Annotated in this window: 11 protein-coding genes; 3 read left to right on the top strand and 8 right to left on the bottom strand. The window is 40.0% G+C overall.

Annotated elements, in window-relative coordinates:
- Window positions 1-3: 3 nt before the first annotated feature.
- On the top strand, window positions 4-489 hold the full coding sequence (gene folA / locus DK866_RS12110) for a type 3 dihydrofolate reductase (protein ID WP_006535980.1): 486 nt from the start codon (window positions 4-6) through the stop codon (window positions 487-489).
- A 434-nt stretch (window positions 490-923) separates the two neighbouring features.
- Here folA and apaH read toward each other — a convergent pair whose 3' ends face one another.
- The 6 genes from apaH to lptD are packed head-to-tail and all read right to left on the bottom strand — an operon-like array spanning window position 924 to window position 7710.
- Window positions 924-1745, bottom strand: coding sequence for a bis(5'-nucleosyl)-tetraphosphatase (symmetrical) ApaH (gene apaH, locus DK866_RS12105; protein WP_109409104.1), 822 nt, complete (start codon window positions 1743-1745; stop codon window positions 924-926).
- A 2-nt stretch (window positions 1746-1747) separates the two neighbouring features.
- Window positions 1748-2125: a Co2+/Mg2+ efflux protein ApaG gene (gene apaG / locus DK866_RS12100; protein WP_109409103.1), complete on the bottom strand. Its 378-nt coding sequence runs from the start codon at window positions 2123-2125 to the stop codon at window positions 1748-1750.
- A gap of 25 nt (window positions 2126-2150) precedes the next feature.
- Window positions 2151-2969, bottom strand: a complete 819-nt coding sequence (rsmA, locus tag DK866_RS12095) for a 16S rRNA (adenine(1518)-N(6)/adenine(1519)-N(6))-dimethyltransferase RsmA (RefSeq protein WP_109409102.1) — start codon at window positions 2967-2969, stop codon at window positions 2151-2153.
- Window positions 2962-3960, bottom strand: coding sequence for a 4-hydroxythreonine-4-phosphate dehydrogenase PdxA (gene pdxA, locus DK866_RS12090; RefSeq protein ID WP_109409101.1), 999 nt, complete (start codon window positions 3958-3960; stop codon window positions 2962-2964). Before pdxA ends, rsmA begins: the two co-directional genes overlap by 8 nt.
- Complete coding sequence (surA, locus tag DK866_RS12085) at window positions 3950-5287, bottom strand: peptidylprolyl isomerase SurA (protein ID WP_109409100.1); 1338 nt, start codon at window positions 5285-5287, stop codon at window positions 3950-3952. Before surA ends, pdxA begins: the two co-directional genes overlap by 11 nt.
- 50 nt (window positions 5288-5337) lie before the next feature.
- Window positions 5338-7710, bottom strand: coding sequence for an LPS assembly protein LptD (gene lptD, locus DK866_RS12080; protein ID WP_109409099.1), 2373 nt, complete (start codon window positions 7708-7710; stop codon window positions 5338-5340).
- A gap of 8 nt (window positions 7711-7718) precedes the next feature.
- Between lptD and DK866_RS19830 the strand changes: the two genes are divergently transcribed.
- Together DK866_RS19830 and djlA are read left to right on the top strand one after the other, a co-directional pair.
- Window positions 7719-7868 carry a hypothetical protein gene (locus DK866_RS19830; RefSeq protein WP_162557006.1) on the top strand — a complete coding sequence of 50 codons (150 nt, stop codon included), beginning with the start codon at window positions 7719-7721 and terminating at the stop codon, window positions 7866-7868.
- Window positions 7869-8140: 272 nt separating this feature from the next.
- Window positions 8141-8941, top strand: coding sequence for a co-chaperone DjlA (gene djlA / locus DK866_RS12075; RefSeq protein WP_109409098.1), 801 nt, complete (start codon window positions 8141-8143; stop codon window positions 8939-8941).
- Between the two features lie 243 nt (window positions 8942-9184).
- Here djlA and rluA read toward each other — a convergent pair whose 3' ends face one another.
- Both rluA and rapA read right to left on the bottom strand, forming a co-directional pair.
- Window positions 9185-9838: a bifunctional tRNA pseudouridine(32) synthase/23S rRNA pseudouridine(746) synthase RluA gene (gene rluA, locus DK866_RS12070; RefSeq protein WP_109409097.1), complete on the bottom strand. Its 654-nt coding sequence runs from the start codon at window positions 9836-9838 to the stop codon at window positions 9185-9187.
- Between the two features lie 55 nt (window positions 9839-9893).
- On the bottom strand, window positions 9894-12797 hold the full coding sequence (gene rapA, locus DK866_RS12065) for an RNA polymerase-associated protein RapA (protein ID WP_109409096.1): 2904 nt from the start codon (window positions 12795-12797) through the stop codon (window positions 9894-9896).
- Between the last annotated feature and the right edge of the window lie 174 nt (window positions 12798-12971).

Raw genomic sequence — 12971 nt, 5'->3', positions numbered from 1 at the left:
TAAATGAATATTAGTTTAATCGCAGCATTAGCGATGGATCGCATTATTGGTATGGAAAAGGCAATGCCTTGGACATTACCAGGTGACCTCGCATGGTTTAAAAAGAATACGCTAAATAAACCCGTTATTATGGGCCGGGTGACTTATGAATCTATTGGGCGTCCTTTACCGAATCGTCTCAATATTGTGTTAAGTAGCCAACCAGGAACAGATAGTGAAGTTGTTTGGGTGAAGTCTGTAGAAGAAGCTTTGCAAGCTGCTGAAAATCATGATGAAATTATGGTTATCGGTGGTGGTAAAGTGTATGAGCAATTTTTACCTATGGCTAATACACTCTATCTAACACACATCGATGCTGAAGTAATTGGTGATACAACATTCCCTGATTATGAGCCTGATGAATGGGATTCTACCTTTATGGAATATCATGAAGCTGATGAAAACAACTCTCATAACTACTGCTTTGAAATATTAAAAAGAAGAAAATAACAAGAATTAAATAAAAAGGGAGATTAAATATCTCCCTTTTTATTATTCCTATTTTATTAATATAAGAATAATAAAAATAAGAGTTATTATACTAACTAAGAATTTTATTTATAAAGTTTATTATTTAAAAGTAATCATTATTTATATTTTAATAAACTCACTTTACAAGAATAATATATGAGACATTAATCAATATATAGATTTTTTATTCTCAATATTGTGGTTTTTCCTGCTTATTTTGCATCGAAAAAAAATAAGATATTGATTAATAAAGATTAATTTTTGTTGTTTTTTTATGGTGTTCGTTTTTATACAAGAAATGTTCTTTTTAGTATCAAAAAATAAATTAGGTAAAAATAAGTAGGGTGGAATGAGTAAAGCGCAAAAAATTGAGTTGTTACTTTTTGCGCTTGAAATGAAGATAATGAAAAGGATTACTTAGGTGCAGATAGACTAGCTTGAGTGAAATATTGTTTATCTTCCCAGCGCAAGCAAGTGAGGTTTCCTCCCCAGCAACACCCAGTATCGAGAGCATAAACATTATCAGGGGTGCCTTTTCCTTCAAGAGAGGCCCAATGGCCAAAAATAATGTTATAACCTTCCGGAAGTTGACTCGGTAAATCAAACCAAGGTTTTAATGGTGCAGGGGCTTCTAATGGCTTGTCTTTACAAATCATATCTAATTGACCATTAGGGAAGCAGTAGCGCATTCGAGTAAATGCATTGGTACTAAAGCGTAATCGTGCTAAGCCAGTAAGTTCTGGTGACCAATTATTGGGTAGATCGCCATACATTGAATTAATAAATAAAGGATAGCTATCACTACTTAAAATGGCTTCGACTTCACGAGCACACATTTTTGCAGTTTCTAAATCCCACTGTGGTGTGATCCCTGCATGCGCCATAATAATTTTCTTTTCTTCATCAACTTGAAGCACAGGTTGGCGTCTTAACCAATTAATTAACTCATCGACATCTGGGGCATTGAGTAATTCATTAAGTTTATCTCTTGGTTTATTTCGGCTAATTTTTGCAAATACACCTAAAAGATGAAGATCATGATTACCCAAAACAAGTTTTAGAGAAGAGCCTAAGCTTTTTACAAAACGTAGCACTTCAAGTGAGTCTGGTCCTCGAGCAACAAGATCACCGGTTAACCATAATGTGTCCTGTGTAGGTTCAAAATTCACTTTATCAAGAAGGTGGCGCAGTTCATGGTAACAGCCATGAATATCACCAATTAAATAAGTTGCCATAATTAATTTATCAATGTTGGAAGTGCAAGGCGGAAAACAGGGATCTCTATTTGAAATAATCGACCGTCAGTATCAATCATTTCATAATGGCCTTCCATTGTTCCCATCGGTGTTTCAAGAACGGCACCACTGGTATAGCTGTAATGCGTACCAGGTTCAATCAGTGGTTGCTCACCGACAACACCTTCACCTCGAACTTCTGTCGTATTACCTTGTGCATTGGTAATTAACCAGTAACGGCGCAGGAGGCGAATTGCACATTTATTCAAATTATGAATTGATACCGTATAAGCGAACACATAGCGTTCATCTTCAGGAGATGATTGGCTTTCAATGTAAACACTTTGTACTTGTATCGCCACTTTTGATGAGGTGAACATAATGCCTCCTGTCTCTGGCTTTATCTTATGCCTGTGTATCTTGCTTTTGCGATAACCAGTTTGCCACTTTACAGTATTGCTCAACAGAAATATTTTCTGCGCGAGCAGTCGGATCGATCCCCAAAGCAACCATATCTTCTGCTGTTAGCAATCCACCTAAACTGTTACGCAATGTTTTGCGTCGCTGGTTGAATGCTTGTGAAGTAATACGGCTTAGCATTGCAATATCCGTAACTGGATATGGTTTTTCTTTGTAAGGGATCAAGCGAACAACGGCTGAATCAACTTTGGGTGCGGGTTTAAATGAAGTTGGTGGAACTTCAAGTACAGGAATGATTTGGCAATAATATTGTGCCATCACACTCAAGCGACCGTAAGTTTTGCTGCCATGACCTGCAACAAGACGGTTAACCACTTCTTTTTGTAACATAAAAGTCATATCAGAAATGGCATCAGCAAAACTGAAAAGATGGAACATAAGTGGTGTGGAAATATTATAAGGCAAGTTACCAAAGACACGCAGAGGTTGCTGACGTTCTTTTGCTAATTGTACAAAATCAATCGTCATTGCATCTTGCTGAATAATGGTCAGCTTGTCTTTTAATGTAGGATGAACTTCTAAACGAGCAGCTAAATCACGGTCGATTTCAACTACTGTCATTTTATCCATTCTCGCACCAACTGGTTCTGTGATAGCACCTAAACCGGGGCCAATTTCAACAATGGCCTCACCGGGTTGTGGATAAATAGATTCAACAATACTTTCAATAATATAGCTGTCTGTTAAAAAGTTCTGCCCGAAGCGTTTGCGGGCAAAGTGCCCCTGATGGACTCTATTATTCATTACAATTTTGTATCATATTAATGGCTAAATTTAATGCGGTGCAAAAACTGCCAGCATCTGCGCTTTTTGTACCTGCAAGCTCAAGGGCTGTGCCATGATCAACAGAGGTACGAATAAAGGGAAGACCGAGTGTTATATTCACTGCACGACCGAAACCTTCATATTTTAGCACAGGTAATCCCTGATCGTGATACATCGCAAGTACAGCATCAGCATGTGTTAAATATTTAGGCTGAAAAAGGGTATCAGCAGGATAAGGTCCATGGAGACAAATACCTTGTTGACGTAATTGTGTTAATGCAGGCTCAATAATATCAATTTCTTCACGCCCCATATGACCACTTTCCCCTGCATGAGGATTAAGGCCACAAACGTAAATTTGAGGTTCTGCTATGCCAAATTTAGTTTTTAAATCATGATTTAAAATGGTGATAATTTCATGCAGTAGTTCACCTGTAATTGCATCAGCGACATCTCGTAGAGGCAAATGTGTGGTTGCCAATGCGACTCTTAATGTGTCTGTTGCTAACATCATGACCACTCGTTCACAGTGACTACGATCGGCAAAGAACTCGGTGTGTCCTGTGAAATGTACACCCGCATCATTAATAATTCCTTTATGAACGGGGCCAGTTACTAATGCAGAGAATTCGCCATTAAGACAGCCATCACAAGCACGAGCTAATGTTTCTACGACGTATAATCCATTGCGCGCATCTAATGTACTTGGAATAACATTGCTATGAAGGGCAATAGGGAGTACACAAATTTGGCTTGGTGTGTGTGCTTGAGGAGGTGTTGCCGGATCGTATTCAACTAATGAAAGAGGCAGGTTTAATAATTCTGCTCTTGTTTTAAGTAACTGAGGATCAGCACAAACAACCCAAGGTAAATCCCAACTCATTTGTGCTAATGAGATAATCAGGTCAGGACCAACCCCGGCTGGTTCGCCGGGGGTGATAACAAGTGGTTTTATTTGCTTAGTTTGCATTATTCTCGTTCATTATTTTCACATAAGCCCCTACTCGTAGCTCTTGCATCCAGTTTTGTACTTCTTCATTAAACTTACGATTAAAGAGTAAACGGTATGCTTGTTCTTTATTAGCGGCATCTGTTTTATCAACACTACGTGTGTCTTCTAATTCAATTAAATGCCAGCCAAAATTTGAACGAACAGGTTGGCTTAATTCGTTTTTATTTAAGCGCATTAACGCATCGCGGAATGCTGGATCGTAAACGTCAGGCATTGACCATCCTAACTCACCACCACGTAATGCTGAACCAGGATCTTCAGAGTATTCTTTTGCTGCATCAGCAAAGCTCATTTTGCCACTACGAATATCGGCAGAAATTTGCTGCAATTTGGCATAGGCTTGCTCATCATTCATGATTGGAGAGCTTTTCAGCAGAATATGACGACTTTTAACTTCAGTAACAGAGAGTGTATTTGAGCCACCACGAATATCGTTTACTTTAATGATGTGTAAGCCAACACCTGAGTGAAGAGGCCCTACAATTTGCCCTTTCTGTGCATTAGCTAACTCTTTCGCAAACAGTGTTGGTAATTCATCAATAGATGCCCAACCCATATTACCGCCATTTAAAGCTTGTGGATCAGCCGAATAAGTTGCTGCTAACTTACCAAAATCAGCACCATTTTTAAGTTGATTCATTATGCGAGTAATGACTTGCTTTGCTTTTTCCATTTCTGCTGGAGCTGGGTTTTCTGATAATGGAATTAGGATATGGCTCAGATTAAGGTCAATACTTTGACTTGCTTGGCTTTCAATTTGCTTAGCAAGAGAATCAACTTCTTGAGGCAAAATAGTAATACGGCGGCGAACTTCATTGTTACGTACTTCTGCCAGCATCATTTCTTTACGAATATCTTGGCGATATTCGTTGTAAGAAATGCCATCAGCTAAGAGGCGTTTTTTCATTTGATCAAGTGAAATTTTATTTTCAGCAGCAATACCTTGAATGGTAGATTCTACCGCAGCATCAGGAATATCAATTTGCATTTGCTGTGCCATTTGCAAAATGATGTTATCCATCACCAAACGCTCTAGAATTTGTTGGCGAAGAACTTGCTCATCAGGCATTTCCTGGCCCGCATTTTTTGCGTTCATTTTGACAGTCTGTAGCATTCTATTGACGTCACTTTCTAGAACGACACCGTTATTGACGATAGCCGATACACGGTTTAATTCTTGTGCAGCAAATGTTGTTGAGCTGGTAGCTGCACCGACCGTGATCATTAAGCCGATAAACAGCGTTTTCCAATTTTTCATAAGTTTCCCATTATGTGTTTTCCGCATCTTGTTGCGGGATGACATATTTATTCAGCCAATTCCGTAGTCTGATTAAATCAGAATGCTCTTTGATAAGGTAAGATACCGCGTTCAAGCATTTTCTGGCTACCCAAACTATGATTGTTACTTAGGCCTCTGAGTTCCACGTTGATTGACCATTTATTGTCAATATCACTGTGGTCAACTTTCCAGCCAACAATTTTTCGTTCATAACCGACGTTCACAGCCCAGCAACAGGTATTATATTGCACACCAACCATCTGGCTAACAGGTTCGGATTCTTTAGTATCAAAGTAATAAGCACCCACAAGACCCCAGCGTTCTGCTAATGGCCAACTGCCTACAACACCAACTTGCGAAATACCTTTTTGGTATTCAGGAAGTTTATTAATACCACCATCGTAAGGACGAACACGTGTTGCTTGGATATAATCACGATCAACATAACGATAACTCAACTGTAGAAGATGATCGCTATCGGCGCGATATTCCATAATCGCATCACCCATTGATACGCTACCTAAACGACGGTCATATTGTAAACCACCACGCATACCCACGGTATCAGTGATCCGCCAGTAGGCATCACCCGCCCAGACCATTGAACCTGTCTCATCTTTACTATTAATGATTTCATTACCAGTAGAAGAAGGACCTGTTCTCGGGCGCTCAAAGAAGTAGATTTGACCTACAGAAATGTTAAAACGTTCAACCAATTCGCTATCATAAAAACGAGAAGTTACACCGGTTGTTAATTGGTTTGCAGATGCAATACGGTCTAAACCACCATACATTCTATCGCGGAAAAGCCCGCCATAGTTTGACTGTAATAACGCAGAGTCAAAGTTATTGATATTGGATTGATCTTTATAAGGAACATAAAGGTACTGAACCCGAGGTTCAAGGGTCTGTGTAATATCATTGGTTTGATATTGACGCTCAAAAACCACTTTCATATCAGATTTAAACTGTGGTAATACACGATTAACACTGTCATCTAATTGGTTAGGGTATCTTTTCTTATAAGCATCAGGAATGTCCTGATCGTAATGGGTTGCCATCACTTTCAGTTCATTATTAAAGCTAGCCCAACCTGTAGATGCAGGGAGTGAAATCGTTGGTTCGATATGGAAACGATTTGCTTCAGGTGTATTTTCACCCACGCTGGTAAAACGCACAAACTGAGCATAAGTTCGGAAATCAAATGGCCCGATATCATTCTTATAATAATTCAGATCAAGCTGTGGCTCGGCACGATAAGCTCTTGCATCTTTATTATCAGAGAAAATTTGGAACTGTTTAGTGGTTAATGTGGCATTCCAGTTCTGTTGTGCATAACCCGTACTAAATTTCTGAGTTGCATAACCATCAGTGGTATTACCGTATTGAGAGGTAAAATCAGTGAAGTATTTGTTGTCACTTACTTTCGTGTAATCGATATTAAATCGCCATACATTGTTCATGACACCACTGTGGCCCCAGTAGAATAACCAACGTGTGGCGGTATCACGAGGAAGATAGCCTGCTTTATTTTCTTCTTTGTCTTTATTGTATTGGCTATCGTGATTAATCCAATCTACAGCAATCGTACCGCGTCCTGGTGTTGTTAAATAACGGAATTCGTTATCTAATTTTAAACCACGGCGGCTGATATAGTTAGTTGTAATAGTGGCATCATAATTAGGGGCGATATTCCAATAGTAAGGGAGTTGGAAATCAAATCCTGAACTACGAGAATAGCTTCCGTTTGGAATTAAGAAACCAGAGCGACGTTTATCACCGATAGGTAATTGAAGGTAAGGGCTGTAGAAAATAGGAACATTAGCAACGCGAAAGCGTGCATTCCAAATTTCAGCAACTTGTTCTTCGCGATCTAAAATGACCTCAGAGCCGACAACGCTCCAGCTATCATCGCCAGGTAAACAAGAGGTAAACATCCCTTTATCCATAATGGTATAGCGGTTTTCGCCACGCATTTGCATCTTATCGGCATAACCACGGCCTTGGCGGCCAACCATCTGGTAATCACCTTGTTCAATATCCGTATCTTTATTATTAAGATTAGACCAAGCACGAGGGCCTTTTAAGATGATTTGAGGATCATCATAAGAGACATTACCTGTCGCGGTCACCATTCTTAATGGCGTTTCTCCCTCAGTTTGTGTCAGTTCAACACTGTCTGCACTTAAGGTTTGGTTTCCCTGTTTAATATCAACATCACCTTTATATTTGATCATGCGAGGATATTCACCTTGCATATCATTTGCAGTGATAGTGACAGGCAAGTCATTAGGATCGCCTTGTACTAATGGTTTGTTATAAACGGGAACTCCCAGTAAACATTGGGAGGCAAGATCAGCATAAGCAGGCTGACCGTATATTGTGGCCCAAACTAAGGTGGCCAGCAGTGTGGGATAACTTTTTTTCATAAGTATTTATGTGCTTCCGTCATCAGTGGCTTCATGCTGATAAACAGCCAGAAACTAACGCAGGGAGTTATGCGACACCAGCCCAACGTTCTGAACATTGTTCTAACGGTAACCGAAAAGTAGGCGTAAACCTCATTTTTTCGATGTTTCTGTGTTGAAATAGGGTTATAGCCTTATTAGAAACAAAAAAACACCGCGCTGATGCGGTATTTCGTGCGGTCTAATAACGCTAAAGTTATTCGTTTGGTCACTCATTTTACTTTAACACAATTTAAACGAAAACAGCATTACCTCTGTCCAAAGAGAAACAGTAAATCTCTTCATTTTAAGAAAAAGTCTATTTAGACGTCGCTTGGTGTTAGGTGTGCAAGCAAATGAATAGTATGATAATGCAAAATTGCAGGCAGAGCATTGAAGATTTGAGGAGTCTATGCGCTATTGGGGAAAATTATTAGGCCTTATCATCGGTAGTTTTGCGGGGGTAGGCTTCTGGGGCATTGTTATTGGTGTTTTTCTTGGACACCTCTATGACATGCAACGAGGTAAATTAGGAAGTGGTGGGCGCTATACTCGTGATAGACAAGCTTTTTTCTTTGCTGCAACTTTTCAAGTTTTAGGACACCTAACAAAATCAAAAGGGCGAGTCACTCAAACGGATATCTCACTTGCAAGTGAATTGATGGATAGGATGAATTTGCATGGAGTGGGGCGTCAAGCAGCTCAGCAAGCATTTAGAGAAGGTAAATCACCCGATTTTCCCTTAAGAGCTACCTTGCAACGTGTTCGACAAATTTGTGCTGGTCGTCGTGACTTACTTCAGATGTTTCTGGAAATTCAGTTACAAGCGGCTTTTGCCGATGGCCAATTGCACCCGAATGAAAGAAAAATGTTGTTTATCATTATTGATGAGCTGGGTTTTTCGCGTGCGCATTTTGAACATATATTAGCAATGATGCAGGCTGGTCAAAATTTCCATTATCAAAATAGGCAAGGATATCAGCCTCAACCTCAAGGCCCAACACTCACTGATGCGTGTAAGGTGCTTGGTGTTAATGAGACCGATGATGTTAAAACCATAAAAAGAGCTTATAGAAAATTAATGGGAGAACATCATCCAGATAAACTTGTAGCGAAAGGTTTGCCACCAGAAATGATGGAAATTGCAAAACAAAAAGCACAGTCTATACAAGTTGCTTACGATTTGATTAAAAAAGAAAAAGGATTTCGTTAACATCTTGTAAAAGAAGATGAGAAAAGAGAGAATTATTCCGTGATAGAGATAACTTAGGTTGAGTTGAGTTTATTATTTATCACGGTAAAATATAAGTGAAATTTAATTATTTCATTCTCTCTTCTCTTAAAAAAGGAACTATATCCATGTCAAACGTCCGTGTTCTTGTTGGGGTTATGGGATTAGCGCTTTGCCTGCTCCTTGCTTCATTGAGTTCAGTGACTGTTTTAGTGTCATAAGACATTAAAAATCGGCAAGGCATTCAAAATGTATCGGGGATCGAAAAGCAGGATGCGTAATAAATAATTCCTGAGCATGTAACTGCAGGCGAGGTGCCATCGCTCTTGCCTGCGGATGTGCATAAAAGCGATCCCCTAAAATAGGATGCCCCAACGCTAACATATGTACCCGCAATTGATGTGAACGCCCCGTAATTGGCGAGAGTTTGACTCTTGTCGCATTCTCTTCATACTCCAGCACCTCATAAAAAGTTTGCGCGGCTTTCCCTGTTTCATGACAGACTTTTTGTTTTGGTCGATTTGGCCAATCACAAATTAATGGTAAATCAACCAATCCTTCTTCTTTTTCGACATGGCCCCATACACGAGCAATATAGGTTTTCTTCGGCTCACGCTCACGAAATTGACGTTTTAGCTCACGCTCAGCTTCTTTATTTAGTGCAACAACAATGACGCCACTGGTTGCCATATCTAAACGATGTACACATTCGGCATTAGGAAAATCAGCTTTAATGCGCGACATAATACTGTCGTTATGCTCTGGCGCCTTACCCGGCACAGACAGTAATCCACTGGGTTTATTGACGGCAATAATATGCTCATCTTGATATAAAATATGTAACCAAGGATCAGTCGGCGGGTTATAAACTTCCATCATGGTGGGTATCTCATCAAAACAACGGGGAGTAAAAGACTCCCCGCTTTAATGGTAATTATTGGTGGGTAACAACAATTAAACGTATTGAATCTAAACGCCAATTTGCTTCATCTAAATGATTAAGAATATGGGTGCGCTCATTTTCAATCGCTTCAACTTCATCATCACGAATATTTGGATTTACAGCGCGTAAAGCCTCTAGGCGTGATAATTCATGTGTTAATACGCGATCAGCTTCTTCTTTTGCTTTTTGAATAAGCCCTTTCGCTTCGACTTCCATTAACGGTTCAGAAGCTTTGAGTACATGGTGTACTTCGCTTTGTACCGCATTGACCAGTTTGCTAGAAGTATGGCGGTTAACCGCATTTAATTGGCGATTAAAACTTTCAAACTCAACTTGAGAGGCTAGGTTATTACCTTTTAGATCAAGTAATAAGCGAACGGGTGTTGCTGGTAAGAAACGACTTAAGTGAAGATGTTTAGGCGCTTGCGCTTCTACAACATAAATTAGTTCAACTAACAGTGTTCCCACTGGTAATGCTTTATTTTTTAATAAAGAAACGGCACAACTTCCTGTATCGCCAGATAAAATTAAATCTAAGCCATTACGGATAATGGGATGTTCCCAACTGATAAATTGGGTATCTTCACGAGATAGTGCTTGCTCTCTATCAAATGTGATAGTGCAACCATCTTGTGGTAAGCCAGGGAAATCAGGCACTAACATATGATCGGATGGCGTTAAAATAATTAAGCTATCACTGCGATCTTCTTGATTAATACCGACGATATCAAACAAGTTCAACGCAAAGTTAACTAATTCAGGATCATTATCTTGAGCTGCAATTTCACCCGCCAATTCAACGCCCACTTCACCACCATTAGAGTGCATTTCTAATAGACGGTCACGGCCTTGCTCAAGTTTAAGTTTCATTTCATCATGCTGTTTACGGCAAGCCGCAATAAACTCGTCAAAGTCAGCTAATTCATTGGGTTGAGCAAGATAATTAACTAACGCATCATATTTACTGTCGTAAATAGTACGGCCAGTTGGGCAAGTATGTTCAAATGCATCTAATCCCTCATGGTACCAACGTAACAATACAGATTGTGCTGTACCTTCCAGATAAGGAATGCTGATATCAATGTCACGATTTTGACCAATACGATCAAGACGACCAATACGTTGTTCTAATAAATCAGGGTTAAATGGCAGATCAAACATAACCAGTTGGTTTGCAAACTGGAAGTTACGTCCTTCTGAGCCGATTTCAGAACACAATAAAACTTGTGCGCCTTCTTCTTCGGACGCGAAATAAGCTGCAGCGCGATCGCGTTCAAGTAAAGACATTCCTTCATGGAAGACAGCCGCACGAATAGCTTCACGCTCGCGTAAAACTTGCTCTAATTGCAATGCAGTTGCCGCTTGCGCACAAATAACCAGAACTTTTTCATTGCGATTTGCAGTTAAGAAACCGAGCAACCATTCAACACGAGGATCAAAGTTCCACCATGTTGCGTTTTCACCTTCGAATTCTTGGTAAATGCGTTCAGGATAGAGCATCTCTTTCGCACGAACTTCGAGACTCTTTTTCGCTGCCATAATTTCAGCAACTTTAATCGCTGTTTGATATTGTGTTGGCAGTGGCATTTTAATCGCATGAAGTAAGCGATTAGGGAAACCTTTCACACCAGAGCGTGTATTACGGAATAACAGACGACCCGTTCCGTGTCTGTCCATTAGCATATGGATAAGCTCTTGGCGAGATTTAGTGCGTTCTTCGCCTTGGGTATTTGCTGCTTTCAGTAATGGCTCAACATCTTGCTCACTAATCATTTCACTGATGATATTTTGTTGTTCGGTATTTAAATCATCTTCTGATAGCAAAATAGTGACAGCATCGGCAACAGGGCGGTATTTTTGTTGCTCATTGATAAATTCGTTGTAGTCATGGAAACGACTCGGATCAAGCAGACGTAAACGAGCAAAGTGGCTTTCTTGGCCTAACTGCTCAGGCGTTGCGGTTAATAGCAACACTGAAGGAATAGATTCAGCTAATTCTTCAATTACTTGATATTCACGGCTTGGTGCGTCTTCACTCCACACAAGGTGGTGGGCTTCATCGACAACTAGCATATCCCATGTTGCTTCAACGAGATGTTCAAAACGTTGCTTATTTTTACGCACAAAATCTAAAGAGCAGATGATCATCTGTTCTGTTTCAAATGGGTTATCGCTATCTAATAAGGACTCGCTATAACGGCTATCATCAAACAGTGAAAAACGCAGATTGAAACGACGTAACATTTCAACTAACCACTGATGTTGTAAGCTTTCAGGCACGATAATTAACACACGCTCAGCACGACCATCCATTAACTGTTGATGGATAATCATACCAGCTTCAATGGTTTTACCCAGACCCACTTCATCAGCTAATAAAACGCGAGGGTTATGACGTTTACCCACTTCATTGGCAATGTAAAGCTGATGAGGAATAAGGCTTGCACGAATGCCACGTAAACCGCTTTGTGCTTGTTTAAATTGTTCGCTTAAGAATTTACGAGCACGATAGCGTAAGGCAAAGCGATCCATACGATCAATTTGGCCTGCGAAAAGGCGATCTTGTGGTTTATTAAAAGTGAGTTTGTTATCTAAGAACACTTCACGTAATTGTGCCGGCTCTTCGGTGTCTAAACGTACACCTTGATAGATAAGAAGGCCATTATCTTCTACAACGTTATCGATGGCGAGTTTCCAGCCTTCGTGACTGGTGACGGTATCCCCCGCATTGAACATCACCCGCGTTATTGGGGCATCATGACGGGAGTAAAGGCGGTTTTCGCCACAGGCAGGAAAAAGTAAGGTCACCATGCGGGCATCAACTGCCACAACAGTACCTAGTCCAAGCTCGCTTTCAGTATCGCTAATCCAACGTTGACCAAGAGTAAAAGGCATATATATAAACTCAGCTCTCAAATATATAATTTAGGAATTATTAATGAATGCAGTATTGCGGTGTTGTCATTAAAATTTGTGGGATAAAAATGCCTATTCTTGAAACAAGAAAAGTTAATTATCACCAAAGGGGCGTTATGTTAATAGATGCAAAGCAAACCGTCACCTGCAAAA

The sequence above is a fragment of the Proteus genomosp. 4 str. ATCC 51469 genome, from assembly GCF_003144375.1.
GTDB lineage: Bacteria > Pseudomonadota > Gammaproteobacteria > Enterobacterales > Enterobacteriaceae > Proteus.
Note: the sequence above shows the minus strand (reverse complement) of the source record. Positions and strands in the feature narration are given on the sequence as shown.